Below are 18225 nucleotides of genomic sequence, written 5' to 3' on the forward strand. Positions count from 1 at the left end.
CCACCTGCAATGGCTGTACTGCTGTATCGCTGCATCGCAGCTCATGACTGCCGGCCTCGTCATCAGGCCGGCCCGGGGCCGCTGTGCCGCGCCGCCACCCGGCGGCAACCTCTTTCAGGACCATCCCAATGGACTTTTCCCGTTTTTTCATCGACCGGCCGATCTTTGCCGCGGTGCTGTCGATCATCATCTTCGCGGCCGGCCTGATCGCCATGCCGCTGCTGCCGATCAGCGAATACCCAGAAGTGGTGCCGCCGAGCGTGCAGGTGCGCGCGGTGTATCCGGGCGCCAACCCCAAGGTCATCGCCGAGACCGTTGCCACGCCGCTTGAGGAAGCCATCAACGGCGTGGAAAACATGATGTACATGAAGTCGGTGGCCGGCTCGGACGGCGTGCTGGTGGTCACCGTGACCTTCAAGCCCGGCACCGATCCGGACCAGGCGCAGGTGCAGGTGCAGAACCGCGTCAGCCAGGCGCAGGCGCGTCTGCCCGAGGACGTGCGCCGCCAAGGCGTGACCACGCAGAAGCAATCGCCGACGCTGACCATGGTCGTGCATCTGACCTCGCCCAAGGGCAAGTACAACTCGCTGTACCTGAGCAACTACGCCACCTTGAAGGTCAAGGACGAGCTGTCGCGCCTGCCGGGCGTGGGCCAGATCCAGATCTTCGGTGCCGGCGACTACGCCATGCGCATCTGGTTGAACCCGGACAAGGTGGCCGCACGCGGGCTCACCGCCAGCGATGTGGTCGCCGCCATCCGCGAGCAGAACGTGCAGGTCTCCGCCGGCCAGCTCGGCGCAGAACCCATGCCCAACAAGAGCGATTTCCTGCTCTCGATCAATGCGCAGGGCCGCCTCACCACCGAAGAAGAGTTCGGCAACATCGTCATCCGCAGCGGCAATAGCGGCGAGATCGTGCGCCTGAGCGACGTGGCGCGCCTGGAGCTGGGCGCCGGCAACTACACCTTGCGTTCGCAGCTGGACAACCAGAACGCGGTGGGCATGGGCGTGTTCCAGTCGCCCGGTGCCAACGCGATCGAATTGTCCGATGCGGTGCGCGCCAAGATGGCCGAACTGGAAAAGCAGTTCCCGCAGGACATGGCATGGTCGGCCGCGTACGACCCGACCGTGTTCGTGCGCGATTCGATCAGCGCGGTGGTGCACACGCTGCTGGAAGCGGTGCTGCTGGTGGTGCTGGTGGTGATCCTGTTCCTGCAGACCTGGCGCGCTTCGATCATTCCGTTGCTGGCGGTACCGGTGTCGGTGGTCGGTACGTTCGCTGCGTTGTACCTGCTGGGCTTTTCGATCAATACGCTGAGCCTGTTCGGTTTGGTGCTGGCGATCGGCATCGTGGTCGACGATGCGATCGTGGTGGTGGAAAACGTCGAGCGCAACATCGAAGAAGGCCTGAGCCCATTGGCGGCTGCCCATCAGGCCATGCGCGAAGTGTCCGGGCCGATCATCGCCATCGCGCTGGTGCTGTGCGCGGTGTTCGTGCCGATGGCGTTCCTGTCGGGCGTGACCGGCCAGTTCTACAAGCAGTTCGCGGTGACCATCGCCATTTCCACGGTGATTTCGGCGATCAACTCGCTGACCTTGTCGCCGGCGCTGGCGGCGATGCTGCTCAAGTCGCACGACGCGCCCAAGGATGGTCCGTCGCGGTTGATCGACCGTTTGTTCGGCTGGTTGTTCCGCCCGTTCAATCGTTTCTTCAACACCAGCTCGCATAAGTACCAAAGTGCGGTGTCGCGTGCGCTGGGCAAGCGGGGTGCGGTGTTCGTGGTCTACCTGCTGCTGTTGGTCGGTACCGGTTTCATGTTCAAGCTGGTGCCGGGCGGCTTCATTCCGACCCAGGACAAGCTGTATCTGATTGCGGGCACCAAACTGCCGGAAGGGTCGTCGCTGGAGCGCACCAATGAGGTGATCCGCCAGATCACCCAGATCGCGCTGCAGACCGACGGTGTGGATCACGCAATCGCGTTCCCGGGCCTGAACCCGCTGCAGTTCACCAATACGCCCAATACCGGCACGGTGTTCCTGACGCTCAAGCCGTTCAGTCAGCGCAGCCGCACCGCCGCGCAGATCAATGCGGAAATCAACGCACGCATCAGCCAGATCCAGCAGGGCTTCGCGTTCGCCTTCATGCCGCCACCGATTCTTGGCTTGGGCCAGGGCTCGGGCTACTCGCTGTACATCCAGGACCGTGCCGGCCTGGGCTATGGCCAGTTGCAGAGTGCGGTCAATGCGATGTCCGGTGCGATCTCGCAAACGCCGGGCATGCAGTTCCCGATCGGTACCTACCAGGCCAACGTGCCGCAGCTCGATGCCAAGGTCGACCGCGACAAGGCCAAGGCGCAGGGCGTGCCGCTGACCAATCTGTTCGACACGCTGCAGACCTATCTGGGTTCGTCCTACATCAACGACTTCAATCGCTTCGGTCGCACCTATCAGGTGATCGCCCAGGCCGATGGACAGTTCCGCGATAGCGTGGAAGACATCGCCAACCTGCGCACGCGCAACGCCAACGGCGACATGGTGCCGATCGGCAGCATGGTCACGCTGGGCCAGACCTACGGCCCGGACCCGGTGATCCGCTACAACGGCTACCCGGCCGCCGACCTCATCGGCGAAGCGGACCCGCGCGTGCTGTCGTCCACCGAGGCCATGCAGAAGCTGTCCAGCATGGCGCCGCAGGTGCTGCCCAACGGCATGAACATCGAGTGGACCGACCTGAGCTATCAGCAGTCCACGCAAGGCAACTCGGCGTTGATCGTGTTCCCGATGGCGGTGTTGCTGGCGTTCCTGGTGCTGGCTGCGCTGTACGAAAGCTGGACCCTGCCGCTGGCAGTGATCCTGATCGTGCCGATGACCTTGCTGTCTGCGCTGTTCGGTGTGTGGCTCACCAATGGCGACAACAACGTGTTCGTGCAGGTGGGTCTGGTGGTGTTGATGGGCCTGGCGTGCAAGAACGCGATCCTGATCGTGGAGTTCGCCCGCGAACTGGAAATGCACGGCAAGGGCATTGTCGAAGCCGCACTGGAAGCCTGCCGCCTGCGCCTGCGTCCGATCGTGATGACCTCCATCGCCTTCATCGCCGGCACGTTGCCGCTGGTGTTCGGCCATGGTGCCGGCGCCGAAGTGCGCTCGGTCACCGGCATCACGGTGTTCGCCGGCATGCTGGGTGTGACCTTGTTCGGCCTGTTCCTGACTCCGGTGTTCTACGTGGCGCTGCGCAAGTGGGTGACCCGTCGCGGGCCCGCGACACCGCCCGCGGTTGCGCACGATCACGCGCACGTCAACGCCTAAGCACGCGTGACTTCCCCCTACATACATTCGAAGGATTTACACATGAGCAACACCAAGATCGCATTGGTCACCGGCGCAACCCGCGGCATCGGCCTGGAGACCGTTCGGCAATTGGCCACCGCCGGCGTGCACACGCTGCTGGCCGGCCGCAAGCGCGACGACGCCGTGGCCGCGGCCCTCAAGTTGCAGGCCGAAGGCCTGCCGGTGGAGGCCATCCAGCTCGACGTCAACGACGACATCAGCATTGCTGCCGCGGTGGGCACGGTGGAGCAGCGCCATGGTCATCTGGACATCCTGATCAACAACGCCGGCATCATGATCGAGGACATGCAGCGCACCCCGTCGCAGCAGAGCCTGGAGGTGTGGAAGCGCACCTTCGACACCAATCTGTTCGCGGTGGTCGAGGTGACCAAGGCCTTCCTGCCGCTGCTGCGTCGTTCGCTGGCCGGGCGTATCGTCAACGTGTCGAGCATCCTCGGTTCGCTGACCTTGCACAGCCAGCCCGGCTCGCCGATCTACGACTTCAAGATTCCTGCTTACGACGCGTCCAAGAGCGCGTTGAACAGCTGGACGGTGCATCTGGCCTACGAATTGCGCGACACAGCCATCAAGGTCAACACGGTGCATCCGGGTTACGTCAAAACCGACATGAACGGTGGCGGCGGCGAAATCGAAGTGGAGCAGGGCGCGCAAAGCAGCGTGCAAATGGCGCTGTTGGATGCGCACGGTGCCACCGGCAGCTTTACCCATCTGGGAGAGGTGTTGCCATGGTAAGAAACTTCCTGAGCGTGGCACTGGCTGCGCTGGTGCTCAGCGGTTGCGCGGTCGGGCCGGATTACCGCCCCGATCCGCCGGCGGCGGTGACGCTGCAAGGCGCGCAAGACCCGGCATACAGCGCGCAGTCGCCGGTGGGCAACTGGTGGTCGCAGTTCGACGACCCGGTGCTGGAGCAATTGGTGCGCGACGCCTTGTTCGCCAACCACGACCTGCGCATCGCGGTGGCGCGCGTCAAGCAGGCGCGCGCGGTGTTCGTCGAGCGCCGCCTGGATCAGGCGCCGCATATCACCGCGCAAGGTAGCTTCGATCGTCGCGAGCAGCAGCAGGTGATCGCCGGCAATCAGCGCTTTCTGACCGAGCAGACCACGCTCGGTCTGGATGCGGCCTGGGAGCTGGACCTGTTCGGCCGTCAGCGGCGTGCATCGGAGGCCGCGCGTGCCGACCTGGATGCCGAGCAGGCCAACCTGCAGGACGTGCAGGTCACCGTTGCTGCCGAAGTGGCGCGCAATTATTTCGAATTGCGCGGCACCCAGAAGCGCTTGGACGTCTCCAAGCGCACGCTCACCAACCTGCGCGACACCCAGAAGCTGACCCAGACCCGATGGGATCTGGGTGCCGGCAGCGAGCTGGACGTGCAGAGCAGCCTGGCGCGGTTGAAGGCGATCGAGGCGGATATTCCGCTGCTGGAAACCGCCGAGGCGCAATACCGCCACCGTCTGGCTGTGTTGCTGGGCCAGCAACCGGATGCGTTGGATGCCACCTTGGCCGCGCGCGAGATGCCGGCGTTCGCGCGCCCGCTGCCGCTGGGCGATACCGCCGGCTTGCTGCGTCAGCGTCCGGATGTGCGCGGCGCCGAGCGCCGGCTGGCGGCAGCCACCGCGCAAGTGGGCGTGGCCACTGCCGACCTGTTTCCGCGCATCAGCGTGAGCGGGTTCGTCGGCTTCCTCACCGGCGACGCAGCCAGGTTGACCGAAGGCAACGCCAAGGCCTGGTCGGTGACCCCGTCGATCAGCTGGGCCGCCTTCGATTTCGGCACCGTGCGTGCGCGCTTGCGTGCCAGCAAGGCGCAGGCCGAAGGTGCGTTGGCGCAGTATCAGCAAACCGTATTGCTGGCGCTGGAAGACACCGAAAACGCGTTGATCGGCTATGGCCGCCAGCAGGCGCGCCTGGCCATCGTGGTGGAGCAGGCCAATGCCGCGCGGCGTGCCGAGCAGCTGGCGCAGATCCGCTACCGCGAGGGCTCGGAAGACTTCCTCACCCTGCTGGATGCGCAGCGCACCCAGCTGGCGGCCGACGATGCGTTGGCGCAGGCCGAAGCGGCGGTGAATGTCGGCGTGGTCGGCGTGTACAAGGCGCTCGGTGGCTGGAAGCAGGACCAAGCCCCTGCGGCACCGGTGGCCGTGGTCAATCGTTGAACGACGCGCGGGGCGGCCAGTGGGTCGCTCCGCAGTTCTGGCTGCAGCGTCAGAGCTAACGAGGCGCGAACGTGTGCGGGTGATGGCTGGCGATACTGGCCATGCATCCGACGCCATCGGTTCGCCCGCCTCTCTGACAGGCGCGCTACCGCCGCTTCATCAGCAACATTGCATTCGTGACCAATGCGATTACCCAGCTGCCAGCTGCGTGTGCCCAGGCGGACCCCTGCGCAGCAGGCATGCCGCCAGGCGCTTATTCGGCGACCCGTACGCTGTCGCGTCCGCCGTTCTTGGCCAGATACAGCGCTGCATCGGCACGCGAAAACCAGTCCTGCCAATGCGTTTCGCCGTCGTGGCGCGCCGCGCCCAGCGAGACGGTGATACGCCCACCGGGTCCGCGCAAGCCGTTGCGTATCACCTTGCGCAAGCGTTCGGTGGCCGCTTCCAGTTCGGCCAGCGATCCGGCACGCAGCAGCACCACGAACTCTTCGCCGCCAAAACGGAACACCTGGTGCGGTTCGCGGACTTCGAAGCGCAGGATGGTGGCCAGATCCGAGAGCGCCGCATCGCCGGCGGCGTGTCCGTACAGATCGTTGACCTCCTTGAAGTGATCCAGATCCAGGATGATCAGGCTGTTGAGCCGGTCGTGCGGTTGGCGTTGATCGATCTGGTGGGTCAGCGCACGTTCCAGCATGCGACGGTTGGGCAAGCCGGTCAGCGCGTCCAGCGAGGCCAGTTCTTCCAGATGCACGCGGTCGTCCTGCATCCGCAGCGAAAACGCGTAGCCCACCGCCAGCGTCACCAGCGTCACCACGATCGTCGACACACCCTGGCCGGGGCTGGTGATCAAGCCGGGCAAGAACAACAAGGCGGCCAGCAGCGGCAAGCTCAACAACACCGCGCGCCGCGGCCCGCACAAGAAATAATTGGTGGCCAGCACCGGGAACAGCCACGGCAGGGCGCCATCGCCACCGGTCCAGCACGCCACCAGGCACCCGCCAACATTGATCGATGCCAGCCACACGCCGCCGGCGCCGGTGTCTTCGGCACTGCGCATCTGCCAGCCGCGCCATACCGCGAGCACGCCCAGCGCCGCGGTGACCAGACACGCAACTGCCTGACCGGTCATGGCCAGGTACACCGCATAGAGGCAAAGCAACAGCGCGGTGATTGGCCCGAGCATCTTGACGATGCCGAGTCGGAAATCCCGCCGCAGGTGGAGGATCACAGGGAAGGTTCGATAGGAGTCGGCATCATTATCGGCGGAGTGCGGTCAAAGTTGAGCGTGTCTTCATCACCGCAATGGGTAGGAAAGTGAAGCGTTGCAGCGCAAGGCTTCGCACATCCTTGACGGCGCTGCCGCAAACGTATCGTTTTGGTTGTCGGAGTCTGCCATGCCCACCCGCGAAGAACTGGCCACGCGCCTGGACGCGTTGCAGGAAGAGTTGCCCAAGTTGTCGGCAGATGAAGATGCGGATTTCGACTATCTGGATTTTCAGGCGCGTGCCGAAGCGATCCTGAGCAGCGCCGCGCAGGACGATGCCGCCTATGTGCGTACGCGTATCGACGGCATGCTGGCCGGTGCGGGCCTGATCCCCACCGACGACGCGGGTCAGTCCTGCGGCTGAGGCCTCGTCTTGGCATGAGCCCATGTGCCTGTGCATTTGTCGATGCAATGCACGCGCCAGCGAATGATCCCGGCATTGCGCACACCCGGGTTCGCCAAGCGCGCGCGATGTGGATCTGAGCGTCGACCGCGCGACACAGGCCTCTGCGACAGACCGCAGCAGCACGCCCGGCTGCTTGCATTCAGGCCACGGATGCAAGCACATCCGCGCTCACGACCTGATTGCGGCCACCCTGCTTGGCGCGATACAGCGCCGCGTCCGCCCGTTGCAGTAACGAGGCCACGGTGCTGGCGTGAGCGGGAAAGCTGGCCGCGCCGAACGAGGCGGTGACCTTCGGCAGACAGACGCCATCGCCCATGACCTGCAGGGCCTCGATGCCGGCGCGCAATTTCTCCGCCATCATGCACGCGGTTGGCAGATCGACTTCGGGCAGGATGATCGTCAATTCTTCGCCGCCGTACCGGCAGCAGATGTCCTCGCCACGCGTCTGCGCCAGCAACAATTCGCCAATGGCCGCCAGCACGCGGTCGCCGCCGCTGTGCCCGTGCAGGTCGTTGAACCGCTTGAAGTGATCCACATCCAGCATCAGCACCGACAAGGGCAGCTCGCGGCGCGTGCAGCGCGCCAACTCGTGACTGAGGGTTTCTTCCAGATAGCGGCGGTTGTACAGGCCTGTCAGCGGGTCGCGGATCGATTGCTGGCGCAGCGTTTCGCGCAGGCGCAGGTTGTGCAGCGCCAGGGACAGTTGTTCTGCTGCCGCCTCGGCCACGGTCAGCGAGGCAAGATCGTCAGGGTCTTCGCTACGCAATGCCAGCATCCCCAGCTGCGTGCCCTGCGCCGATAGCGGAATACAGGCGGTGGCCGCATGCGCCGGGAGGTTGACGCCGGCATGCTGGCACAGCATGCCCTGGCCGGCGTCCATCACCACATGGGTGCGGTCGCGGCGCAGCGCCCAGCAGTTGTCCGGCGCGATGCTGGCACTGGCGTCGTCGGCCATCTCGCCCCAGGCGACCACCTGTTCGGCGCGATCGCGCGAGGCGCGTAGCAAGTAGACCGCGCCGGCGGCACCGGGAATCAGCGGTGCAATCGTGCGTGCAGTGATTTCCAGCGCTTCTTCGGCATCGCGGCAGTTCTGCAGCAACCCGGAGTAGCGTGCCAGCGCCTCCAGGCCAGCGGAGGTGCGTTCGAGTGCGGCAAACGACTCGATCAGGCGCTCGCTGGTCCGGCTGGCGTCGTTTTCGGCACGCGTACGCCGTTCCAGCTCGCGCGACAACAAGCGGTACGCCAACAGCATCACCAGCAAGCCACTGGCAATGCCGATCACGGTCACCCACAGCACCCACTGTGCGCTGCGGGTGGTGGCTGCATTGCGCCTGATCAGTTGCTGCCGCTCCAGCTCCGTCATGGTCTGCACCTGGCGGCGCAGCGATGAAGAGGTCTGGAACACCCCGCGCGCGATGGCAGCACGCGCGCCATCCAGGCCTTGCTTGCGATAGCTATGCAATAACTCGTCGATCTGCACCATGCGCGCGTCCACCAAACGGCTCAGCACGACCACATTGCGCCGCTGCGTCGGGTTGTCCTGCACCAGGGCGTCCAGCCGCACGATGCGCTCGGGCAGGCGGCCGATCGCATCGGCATACACGCCCAGAAAGGCCTCGTTGTCGGTCAAGACATAGCCGCGCGCCGACGATTCCGCCGACAGCATGCCCGCCTGGATTTCGTCGATGCTGGCAATCACTTCCTGGGTGTGCGTCACCCAGCCGGCGTCCGACAGCGAACGCTGCGTCGTGAGGTACCCGCCCACGCCGATCAGGACAAAGATCAGCCCACCCACCAGCAAGGCCCCGGCAGCACGACGTTTGGTTCTTTTGGTCAACACCGCGTTCCCCCGGCACGATTGTCTGGTCGAGGCCGATGCAAGCCGCGTGCCTACGCTCCACTTCGCTTGCCGAGTCAGCTGGCAGACGGCACATTGCCCCCGGAAGCAGCGTCGTGGCGGTATGCTGGCAAGCAGTCACCGAAAAGGGCGCCCGTTGGTCATTTTTCTAGGCAATTACCAACTCACCTGTCATGCCGTCAAAGGCGATACCCCCGCCCATGGCTGGGTGGCAGGCTGGGATATTGCGCAGATCGGCATCGGCCGCGGCGCGAACCTGGCAGGCGCCGCGCTGTCGTCGACCTTTCCCGACCATCGCAGCGCCATGGCAGCCGCCCGGATTGCCGGCATGGTCACGCTGGAAGCCATGCACGCCAAGGCGCAAGAGCAGCGCGAGTACGCCTGAGCGGGAAGCCCTGACGGCTGGCACGCGATTTGCTCGGGTTTGATCAGGGCGCCGTCGAGCGTCTCTGGAGCAAGTGCAATGGAAGAGCCCAATAAAAGCGCACTGGCGTTGCTGCAACACGAAGCCAGCGCGTTGCTGGCCTTGTTCGATCAACTCCGCGGCGATGCCGCCCCGCGGTGTGCAGCTGCCGACGACCGGGCAGGGGCCCTCGTTCGTCGCGATGAGCCCGACCATGCCGCGCGCGTCACTAACTGACGCAGCGCGCGCAGTCTGCTTCGTCCTTCGCAATGGCCAACGTCTGACCTCTGCATCGGGAAATCCCGGCCTTGTCCGTTTATCTCTGGGGCGAGGTTGAAGCGGGTGGGCAGGGCCCCAGCACGCACTGACGCATGTCGCAACGCGGACGCATGTCGCAACGCGCAAGCGCTTTCGGTGACCTCGCTGTCAAACGAACGCCTCAATGGTGAGGTGGCTTATACCTTCTGGATCGCGATGGCACGCCTCGTCCACACAAAAGGAGGGCCGCTGCTGCCAGCGTTGCTGCCAAGCCTGGAACATGAGAATGGGCCAAAGATGCGTGTGCCACTTTCGTTGACCTGCGATGAACGCTTGCCAGAGATGCGTCACCACCCCGACGTCGAAGACGCCTTGCTCTTCGAGTTTTGAAGGTGTCAACAAGTCTTCAGCCCACTCGCGTAAGGGGCCGCGTAGCCAGCGGCCGACAGGCGCACCGAAGCCTCGCTTGGGTCGGTAGATAAGCTCCTGCGGCAGATACAGTTCGAGCAGGCGCTTCAAAATGTATTTTTGCTCCCCACGAACCATTTTGAGCTTGAGCGGAATCTGCCAGGCCAGCTGAAATACCTGCTGATCCAGGAAGGGGGAAGACGTGTTCAGGCCATGCAGCATGCACGCGCGGTCGACTTTGGTCATGAGTCCTTCCCAAGTTCCATGGCAATGTCCATAAAGAGAACGCGCTCGCCTGGGGATCCGACGGTCAGCTGCTCCATGGGGGTGTCATAGATCGTGGGGTACTCCATGGAGCCAAGGACGGCGCAACGGGGGTTGCGCCAACGCGAGACCCTGAGCAGGTAGCTGTCTTCCACCGAGCGGCTGATCGTCTCCCCCAGGGCCGCTCGCCATCCGCCCAAACGGGCCGACTCCTTCGTGTAGACGCCCCGGCGACGCAGCGAACAGCGCAGCGTGTCCGGGATCATGGAGCTCAGGCGCGCATTGCGCAGTGCACGCGCATACGCGGCATGGCCGAAGAACAATTCGTCGCCTCCATCGCCTGTCAGCATGTGACTGACTTGGCGGCGCGCGGAGCCTGCTGCAAGCAGTGTCGGAATCTGGGACGAGTCCGCAAAAGGTTCGCAAAACGCCTCCGATATCTCCGGCAGAATGGCCACGGCCTGCTGATCGCTGATGCGTTGTTGGAAATGCCGCGTACCTAGATGGCTTGCGACCTTTTGTGCCCAATCCATTTCGTCGTGGTCGGCATCCTCAAATCCGATAGTGACGGTATCGACAGGTGTTGAGCGTTGCGACTGCAGGAGGGACGTGATGAGGCTGGAGTCGGTTCCTCCCGACAGGAATGAACCAGTCTTGCGATCGCTGACGCGGTCAACCGCCATCGAGAGCGCATCCTGCAGGCGGCTGATCGCACGCTCTTCGGTCACATGCTCTCTTGCTTGGATTAAGTTGCTGACATTTCTTTTCGGATGCCAGTAGCGCGCCCCCTCGCTGGGGTCGTGATGGGGCGCACCGCGTTCCACATCCAGCGTGCTGAAAACTTGAATGGTTCCTGCCGCTAGTTTGAAGATGCCTCGATGGATGCTATATGGCGATGGAATGTAGCCGTATCGCAGCAGGAGCGTCAGCGCATTCCGATCGAGCGAGTTACTGAAGCCGTGAGAGGAAGCGATTGCTTTGAGTTCAGAAGCAAACACAAGACCCTGATGTGTCCAGCCGTAATACAGGCTGCATTGACCGATGCGGTCGCGCACTAGCGACAGCGTGTGTAATCGACGATCAAGGATGGCCAGGCAGAAGCTGCCATCGATGAGCTCTAGGGTTTGCTGCAGCCCCAACGACTGAATGCTTTGCGCGATCCTTGCGGCAGAGGTGTTGCTCTCACAAGCCTCTGGTGTGCTGTAAAGCGGCGAGAGGCCATTGGCGCGTCCAGCCAGAGCAACAAGATAACGACCATCGGCAGAAAAGCCCATGCGAGTCCCCGGGGTGCCAGAGCTCCCGCATGCAGCAAGTACCAGGGGCGTGTCAACGACGGTTGCCACACACGCTTTATCTCCACGGTGCTTCATCACAGCAACCATCGCACTTCCACGCCGTCCTAGCGTGCTGCTGTCTTTGTGAGAATTTGGTTCCAACCACAATCCACAGATACCCGACATCTGACCCGTCCGCCCTTGACCATATAGAGAGGTGCACTGGGCCGGGCAACGCGACTTGCTGGCGACGTCGTTCCCGATCCGGTGCGGCGCGCATGGTGGGCTGGTCGTATGGGGATTCCGCCTGGAAATGATCAAGGAACGGTTGAGAGGGCGCTGTTTTTTGAGCGCTTTGCATCGATGTCGCTCCGGTGCGCTGCGTCATGTCGAGCGCGTGGATGGCCGCGTGCAACCAGGCGCAGCGATGACTCGAACAGGTGGCAGATGGCGTTTGCCTGATCGCTCTCTCGCCCGCCACGTCGCCGGCAACCAATGACTGCGCCCCTGCGGAGATCGTGGCCGACAAGGCGCCCCGGCATCGGCTGATCGAAGTCGATATCGGTATGCCGGACCGCTTGCCGGTGCTGGCGGAATCCGAGCGCAGCTTTGGCGCGGCATATCGCAAGGTGGGCGAGGGCATCGTGGGGGTATCGACGTTGGCCATTGGCTGCATGCCCCCAGATGTCCCCAACGTCGCATGGCGTGATACGTTCACCTGCGCACTGCGTCGCACATGAAAAAGGCCGAGAACCCTTGTTTTACGGGGGTTCCCGGCCTTCTCAGGACCTCAACGGTCTACTCATTGGTGGAGGTGGGCGGAATCGAACCGCCGTCCGGAAGCACTCCATCCCCAGCACTACATGCTTAGCCCTCCGTTAGATCTCGTTCCCAGGCAGCACGGTTGGCAAAGCGCACCTGGAAACCAGCCTGCTTTATCTGACCGGTAGCTGACAGGCAGCCACTACCGATGGTTCCGTGATAATGACCCTACACCTACGAGCACGGGCACAAGTAGGTTCGGGGGTTCGCCTTAGGCGGCTGTAGAACTACAACTAAAGCCAATTAAGCGGCGATAGCGAAGTCCGAACCGTAGTTGTCATCGTTGGCAACTAAAAGTTTGCTGCTGGATTAACGAGGAAAGCTGCCCCCTCGGCATGCGCCAAGCGACTTCGCGACCCCCGTCGAAACCAGTGCACCCCCGGGGAAAGCAATAAAACGCTGACCGGGTCAGTGTAGGGATCGGCGCGCCCTGTCACAAGTGGTGAGATGCGCAACGCTTACAGTGGCTTCAGTCCCGTACCGAACGGAACAGTCTGCAAACGGAACAGTCTGCATATGAAGGAGCGAAGCGATGGCGACAGGCAAGCCCCCACGTTCGAAACCTGCACGCGCGCTGCCGCGCAAGGCGGCTGCAAGCACGCAACAACCGGCGCGGCCGCGCGCTTCGCGCGCGCAGCAGGCCGAGGCCCAGGAGCCCGCGGCGACCCGCGTGCAGGGCAAGGCGCGCACGGTGATCTACATCCATGGCATCGGCAACAAGCCGCCGGCCGATGTGCTGCGTTGTCAGTGGGACAAGGCGTTGTTCGGGCGGCCCATGGGCGAGCGCACGCGGCTGGCGTACTGGGTCAATCGCGAGCGGTATCCAGTGGCCGAGCCGGGCAATTGCGACGCGCGCGATGTGGGGCCGGCGCTCAATCAAAGCGTGCAGCGCGCCTTGAGTACGCTTGGCCTGGTGCCGGGCGAACAGGACCTGCACCTGTTGGCAGACGCGCTGGCGCAGAGCGAGCAGGAACGCACCGATCTGCATCGGCTGCTGGACGAGCTTCAGGGCACGTCCGTGTCCGGCAGCGTGCAGGCCAAGGGCGCCATCGATGCGATCAACCGGGTGTTGCTGCGGCTGATTTCGGCTGCATTGTTGCAGGATGTGCATGACCTGTTCTTCGTGCCGGAGCGTGCGGCGTTGATGCGCGAGAGTCTGGCGCAGCGGCTGCGCGCAGGGGGCGGGCCATTCGTGGTGGTGGCGCACAGCCAGGGGTCGATGATCGCCTTCGATGTGCTGCGCCAGCTGAAGCCCGCCGATTGCGAGGTCAGTTTGTTCCTCACCCTGGGTTCGCCACTGGGCTTGCCGCAGGTGCGCAGCATGTTCAAGCGCTGGACCGGCACGCGCAAATTGCCGTTTCCCGAGTGCGTACAGCGCTGGATCAATGTGGCCGAAACGCGCGACCCGATCGCGCTGGACCCGGACCTCACCGACGACATCGCCAATGCCAAAGGACGTTTCGAGAACCTGGCCGCTGCGCGTTTGAATCCGGATTGGCAGCACAACCCGCATTCGGCTTCGGGCTATCTGTCCATTCCGCAGGTGCGCGCCGCGGTGCGCCAAGCCGTGGGTGTGGGCTTCGATCAGCCGGTGTCCAATGCAGTGCTGATCAAGGACCTCAGCGAGCAGCTCGAAGCGCATGGCCCTGAGTACCGGCACGATGTGCTGATCGAGCTGGATCGGCGTGTGTTGGGGAACGACCCTGCCGGTGTGCGCGCATTGCTGTTGCAGCATGTGCGCGAAGTCGCTGCGCGTACCACCGGCCTGAGCGGCGATGCGCTGGATGAGGCGATCGAGCTGGAAGACAGCCTGCAGCGTTTCGTGTCTGCGCGGCTGACCCGATTCGAGATCGAGTCGCTGCAGGATCGCTACCGCGCGTTGGGCTTTCGGCGGGTGTGGCGCGATGCCGGAAAACGCGCGTTGATCCATGTGTCGGGCAATGTGCTGCATGCCGATGCGGCACGCACGGCGTATCGCGCACGCGGGCAGCAGATCGGTTGGGCGGTGATGGATACCGGCATCGTGGCCGATCACCCGCATTTTTTCGTCAAGGGTGAACGCGACACCGTGGTGGCACAGTGGGATTGCACGCGGCGCGGCGCGCCCAAACGGCTGACCCGCGCCGATGGCACGGCGTTTACCCGGCTCGATCGGCATGGCCACGGCACGCATATCGCCGGCATCATCGCCGGCCAGTGCCGCGCGTCGATCCCGGAGGCGGGCGGCACGCCCGGCCGTCCTCTGGAATTTTCCGGCATGGCGCCGGATACCCAGCTGTATGGCTTCAAGGTGCTCGACAATGCCGGAAACGGCCGCGATTCGTGGACGATCAAGGCAGTGCAGCAGGTGGCCGACATCAACGAGCGTGCCGGCGAGCTGGTCATCCATGGCGTCAATCTGAGCCTGGGCGGCTGCTTCGACCCGGAGAGCTACGGTTGCGGGTTTACGCCGTTGTGCAACGAATTACGCCGGCTGTGGCGGCAAGGCGTGCTGGTGGTGGTCGCGGCCGGCAACGAAGGCCTTGCCTGGTTGATGCGCAACGACGGTGACGCATATGCCGCCAACATGGATCTGTCGATCAGCGACCCGGGCAATCTGGAAGACGCCATCGTGGTCGGTTCGGTGCACAAGAGCAGTCCGCACAACTATGGCGTGTCGTATTTTTCCTCGCGCGGGCCGACCGCCGACGGCCGCAGCAAGCCGGATGTGGTCGCGCCAGGGGAGAAGATCCTGTCGGCCTACTACGACTTCGACCCGAACGACCCGACCAGCCTGATGGTGGAGATGAGCGGCACCAGCATGGCCGCACCGCATGTCTCCGGCGTGCTGGCCGGCTTCCTGTCAGCGCGCCGTGAGTTCATCGGCTTTCCCGATCGGGTCAAGCAACTGCTGATGGATACCTGCACCGACCTGCAGCGCGACCGCTATGTGCAGGGCAGGGGAGTGCCGAATTTGATGCGGATGCTTGGAGCGACGTGATCCGGAGTCGGGATTGGGGATTGGCAAGAGCGGTGTGGCTTAGCCTCGCCGCTCTGCAGGTGTGGATCGCAGGACAGCAGTGCAAAAGGCCACGCACAGCCGCTCTAACCAATCCCTAATCCCGAATCACCAATCCCCGCTCATCACGCATCGCGGTTATGCCGCCGCATCACGCGCTGCTTGTCGCGCTGCCAGTCGCGGTCCTTGGCGGCGTCGCGCTTGTCGTGATTCTGCTTGCCCTTGGCCAGGGCGATTTCCAGCTTGACCTTGTTGCTGCTCCAATACAGCGCGGTAGGCACCAGGGTGTAGCCTTCGCGCTCCACGCGGGTGAGCACCTTGTCGATCTCGGCCCGGTGCAGCAGCAGTTTGCGGTCGCGCCGTTCCACTGGCACCGTGTGGGTGGAGGCCTGGATCAGTGGCGTGATCTGTGCGCCGATCAGGTAGATCTCGCCGGAGCGCACATAGGCATAGCCGTCGACGATGTTGGCGCGGCCGGCGCGGATCGCCTTGACCTCCCAGCCCTGCAGTGCCAGGCCGGCTTCGTAGCGTTCTTCCAGGTGGTATTCGTGGCGCGCACGCTTGTTCAACGCGATGGTTTTCGTGGCCTTCGCGCCGTTTGCTTTATCCTTGGTCTGTTTCTTGCTCATCCGCCCATTGTCGCCGATTCGGTGTCGTCAAACGATCTTCCGTCTTTCACAAGTTAGCGAATGCCTACCATCCGTCGCAGCGCCCTGGTCGAACACAGCGCCTCCCGCATGTTCGATCTGGTCAATGATGTCGCCGCCTATCCGCGCCGCTTCGGCTGGTGCGACGCTGCCAATGTGCTCGAGCAGGACCAGGCGCACATCGTGGCGCGCCTGGATTTGGGGCTGGGGTCGTTCCGCACCTGGTTCACCACCGAGAACATCCTTGAACGCCCGGAGCGCATCGTCATGCACCTGCGCGATGGCCCGTTCAAGCGCCTGGAAGGCCTGTGGGAGTTCCAGGCGCTGGGCGAGGGCGCCTGCAAGGTGAGTCTGACCCTGGAGGTCGAAACCAGCTCGCGGCTGCTTGGCCCGGCGCTGGCGCTGGGGTTTCAGGGCCTGGCCGATCGCATGGTCAATGATTTCGTGCGCGTCGCCGACCGCGGCGACGTCTAGGTTGCGCAGCTGCATGCGCATCGAGGTCGTGCTGGCCTGGCCGGATCGCTACAGCTCGGTACACCTGGAATTGCCTGAAGGCGCAACGGTGGCCGAAGCCGTCGCCATGTCCGGTCTGGCGGTGGAGCGGGCCCCTGCCGCGTATGCGGTGCACGGGCTGATCGCGCGGCCGGAGCAGGGGTTGCGCGACGGCGACCGGGTCGAATTGCTCAGGCCGCTGTTGCTGGATCCGAAGGAAGCCCGCCGCAGGCGTGCCGGACCAAGCAAGAAAGCCGGCCCCAACCGCTAGCGATTTCCAGCGCTGCGACGACGCAGACTCGCTGCAACGCCATCGCTGCTGACGGCGTGTCTCGAAGAATCAGCCGTGTTCGTTGAGTTCGAACGAGCGCGCTTGGACTAAGACATGCGACAGACGGCGCGATGGATCGGTCCTGGGAGTCAGCGCTGTAGAGTCACTGAAGCGCTCTGTTGGCATCAGGCAAAACGAAAAACGCATCCGTTCGAAGGGATGCGTTTTGGGTCCGATCAGGCGATCACGAGACCGCCCGGTAACCGCATCAACGGCCGCGTTGCTTCTTCTTGTCGCGGGCCAGGTTGCGGCCGAACTGCTTGGGCGCGGCTTTGGCCAGTTGCTCGTCCTGCGACGGGAAATAGTCGCCTTCCCAGCGTGCGACCTGTTCGTTCTCGAAGAACACGGTGAAATTCTTGATCTCGGTACGCGCCAGACGGTCCACGCGCTGCGTGGAGGTGTAGTCCCAGCGCTGGGCATGGAACGGGTCGGGGATCGAGGGCGTGCCCAGCAACGCACTGACCTGCTGCTTGCTCTGGCCTACCTGCAGTTGCTCCACGGCGTTCTGTTTGATCAGATTGCCCTGGTAGATCGGCTGCTTGTAGATGATGCCGCAGCCAGCGGTGGAAAGAGCAATGGCGGCGACCAGCAGGAGATTACGCATCGGGGATTAAGTGCTGAGGAAATCACGCCGATGATACACTTCCGCCGGTCGCCGCGACCCGTTTGATGGCAGCTGGCGCTAAATCGCCAATGAACGGAGAACGTATGGAAACCCACGACCTGCGCAAAGTCGGGCTCAAGGTGACCCATCCGCGCATGCGGATCCTGGAACTGCTCGAACAGAAGAGCAATCAGCATCACCTCAGCGCAGAAGACATCTATCGCCAACTGCTCGATCACGGCGACGAGATCGGGCTGGCGACGGTCTACCGGGTGCTGACCCAGTTCGAGGCGGCCGGCCTGGTGCTGAAGCACAATTTCGAAGGCGGGCAGGCCGTCTACGAGCTGGACCGCGGCGGTCATCACGACCATATGGTGGACGTGGATACCGGTCATGTGATCGAGTTCGAGAGCGAGGAAATCGAGGCGCTGCAGCGCCAGATCGCCGCCAAGCATGGCTACGAACTGGAAGAGCACTCGCTGGTGCTGTACGTGCGCAAGAAGCGTCCGCGTTGAGCTCAGTGTCTGCAGAGATCTAATGACAGGGCGGCTTCGGCCGCCTTGTGCGTGCTGGGGCGTGTTGGTGAGTTTGCTGCAGGCCCATGCCCCCATCCGCCCTTCAGGCACCTTCCCCCGCAGGCGGGGGAAGGGAGCCTTGTCAGCGGGGAAGGGAGACTCGTCAGCGGGGGAGGGAACGGGG

At 63.8% G+C, this 18225-nt stretch carries 17 protein-coding genes and 1 other RNA gene; 11 read left to right on the plus strand and 7 right to left on the minus strand.

Annotated elements, in window-relative coordinates; all coding sequences use genetic code 11:
- Positions 1-128 precede the first annotated feature (128 nt).
- From ACCQ07_RS07690 to ACCQ07_RS07700, 3 genes are read left to right on the plus strand one after another with little or no spacing between them, the layout of a single operon-like run.
- Positions 129-3305 (plus strand): efflux RND transporter permease subunit, encoded by a 3177-nt coding sequence (locus ACCQ07_RS07690; protein WP_372363942.1) that lies wholly within the window; start codon positions 129-131, stop codon positions 3303-3305.
- Between the two features lie 42 nt (positions 3306-3347).
- Positions 3348-4079, plus strand: a complete 732-nt coding sequence (locus ACCQ07_RS07695; RefSeq protein ID WP_057681590.1) for an SDR family oxidoreductase — start codon at positions 3348-3350, stop codon at positions 4077-4079.
- Positions 4073-5497, plus strand: a complete 1425-nt coding sequence (locus ACCQ07_RS07700) for an efflux transporter outer membrane subunit (protein ID WP_031421916.1) — start codon at positions 4073-4075, stop codon at positions 5495-5497. Before ACCQ07_RS07695 ends, ACCQ07_RS07700 begins: the two co-directional genes overlap by 7 nt.
- 253 nt (positions 5498-5750) lie before the next feature.
- Here the strand turns inward: ACCQ07_RS07700 and ACCQ07_RS07705 are convergent, their stop codons facing one another.
- Positions 5751-6725: a GGDEF domain-containing protein gene (locus ACCQ07_RS07705; protein ID WP_014089795.1), complete on the minus strand. Its 975-nt coding sequence runs from the start codon at positions 6723-6725 to the stop codon at positions 5751-5753.
- 94 nt (positions 6726-6819) lie between these two features.
- Between ACCQ07_RS07705 and ACCQ07_RS07710 the strand changes: the two genes are divergently transcribed.
- Positions 6820-7125, plus strand: a complete 306-nt coding sequence (locus ACCQ07_RS07710) for a hypothetical protein (protein ID WP_008577261.1) — start codon at positions 6820-6822, stop codon at positions 7123-7125.
- Positions 7126-7306: 181 nt separating this feature from the next.
- Here the strand turns inward: ACCQ07_RS07710 and ACCQ07_RS07715 are convergent, their stop codons facing one another.
- On the minus strand, positions 7307-8962 hold the full coding sequence (locus tag ACCQ07_RS07715) for a sensor domain-containing diguanylate cyclase (RefSeq protein ID WP_372364128.1): 1656 nt from the start codon (positions 8960-8962) through the stop codon (positions 7307-7309).
- Between the two features lie 199 nt (positions 8963-9161).
- Here ACCQ07_RS07715 and ACCQ07_RS07720 point away from each other — a divergent pair, with 199 nt between their 5' ends.
- Entirely contained in the window at positions 9162-9410 is a 249-nt protein-coding gene (locus ACCQ07_RS07720) for a hypothetical protein (protein WP_014089797.1), read from the plus strand.
- Positions 9411-9488: 78 nt separating this feature from the next.
- A complete protein-coding gene (locus ACCQ07_RS07725; RefSeq protein ID WP_008577255.1) occupies positions 9489-9665 on the plus strand; it encodes a hypothetical protein in 177 nt (58 codons plus the stop codon).
- 189 nt (positions 9666-9854) lie between these two features.
- On the opposite strand, the gene ACCQ07_RS07730 is transcribed toward ACCQ07_RS07725, so the two are convergent.
- Together ACCQ07_RS07730 and ACCQ07_RS07735 are read right to left on the minus strand one after the other, a co-directional pair.
- Positions 9855-10340 carry an asparagine synthase-related protein gene (locus ACCQ07_RS07730; protein ID WP_228737865.1) on the minus strand — a complete coding sequence of 162 codons (486 nt, stop codon included), beginning with the start codon at positions 10338-10340 and terminating at the stop codon, positions 9855-9857.
- Positions 10337-11818 carry an asparagine synthetase B family protein gene (locus ACCQ07_RS07735; RefSeq protein ID WP_503255675.1) on the minus strand — a complete coding sequence of 494 codons (1482 nt, stop codon included), beginning with the start codon at positions 11816-11818 and terminating at the stop codon, positions 10337-10339. The genes ACCQ07_RS07730 and ACCQ07_RS07735 overlap by 4 nt, the downstream gene beginning before the upstream one ends.
- Positions 11819-12072: 254 nt before the next feature.
- Between ACCQ07_RS07735 and ACCQ07_RS07740 the strand changes: the two genes are divergently transcribed.
- Positions 12073-12372, plus strand: a complete 300-nt coding sequence (locus ACCQ07_RS07740) for a hypothetical protein (protein WP_372165675.1) — start codon at positions 12073-12075, stop codon at positions 12370-12372.
- A 66-nt stretch (positions 12373-12438) separates the two neighbouring features.
- Here the strand turns inward: ACCQ07_RS07740 and ssrA are convergent.
- Positions 12439-12835, minus strand: a transfer-messenger RNA (tmRNA) gene (gene ssrA, locus ACCQ07_RS07745).
- A 151-nt stretch (positions 12836-12986) separates the two neighbouring features.
- Between ssrA and ACCQ07_RS07750 the strand changes: the two genes are divergently transcribed.
- Positions 12987-15434 carry a S8 family serine peptidase gene (locus tag ACCQ07_RS07750; RefSeq protein ID WP_372363943.1) on the plus strand — a complete coding sequence of 816 codons (2448 nt, stop codon included), beginning with the start codon at positions 12987-12989 and terminating at the stop codon, positions 15432-15434.
- A gap of 143 nt (positions 15435-15577) precedes the next feature.
- Here ACCQ07_RS07750 and smpB read toward each other — a convergent pair whose 3' ends face one another.
- A complete protein-coding gene (gene smpB, locus ACCQ07_RS07755) occupies positions 15578-16081 on the minus strand; it encodes an SsrA-binding protein SmpB (RefSeq protein ID WP_005913721.1) in 504 nt (167 codons plus the stop codon).
- A gap of 60 nt (positions 16082-16141) precedes the next feature.
- Between smpB and ACCQ07_RS07760 the strand changes: the two genes are divergently transcribed.
- Complete coding sequence (locus ACCQ07_RS07760) at positions 16142-16573, plus strand: type II toxin-antitoxin system RatA family toxin (RefSeq protein ID WP_008577248.1); 432 nt, start codon at positions 16142-16144, stop codon at positions 16571-16573.
- A gap of 1 nt (position 16574) precedes the next feature.
- The gene (locus tag ACCQ07_RS07765) at positions 16575-16862 is read left to right on the plus strand and encodes an RnfH family protein (RefSeq protein ID WP_071118282.1); all 288 of its coding nucleotides are present in this window, start codon (positions 16575-16577) and stop codon (positions 16860-16862) included.
- 268 nt (positions 16863-17130) lie between these two features.
- Here the strand turns inward: ACCQ07_RS07765 and ACCQ07_RS07770 are convergent, their stop codons facing one another.
- Positions 17131-17526 carry an outer membrane protein assembly factor BamE gene (locus ACCQ07_RS07770; RefSeq protein ID WP_008577244.1) on the minus strand — a complete coding sequence of 132 codons (396 nt, stop codon included), beginning with the start codon at positions 17524-17526 and terminating at the stop codon, positions 17131-17133.
- 104 nt (positions 17527-17630) lie between these two features.
- Here ACCQ07_RS07770 and fur point away from each other — a divergent pair, with 104 nt between their 5' ends.
- Positions 17631-18041: a ferric iron uptake transcriptional regulator gene (gene fur, locus ACCQ07_RS07775; protein ID WP_005988392.1), complete on the plus strand. Its 411-nt coding sequence runs from the start codon at positions 17631-17633 to the stop codon at positions 18039-18041.
- The last annotated feature ends 184 nt before the right edge of the window (positions 18042-18225 follow it).

This window comes from Xanthomonas sp. NCPPB 3583, from assembly GCF_041475715.2.
Taxonomy (GTDB): Bacteria; Pseudomonadota; Gammaproteobacteria; order Xanthomonadales; family Xanthomonadaceae; genus Xanthomonas; species Xanthomonas euvesicatoria.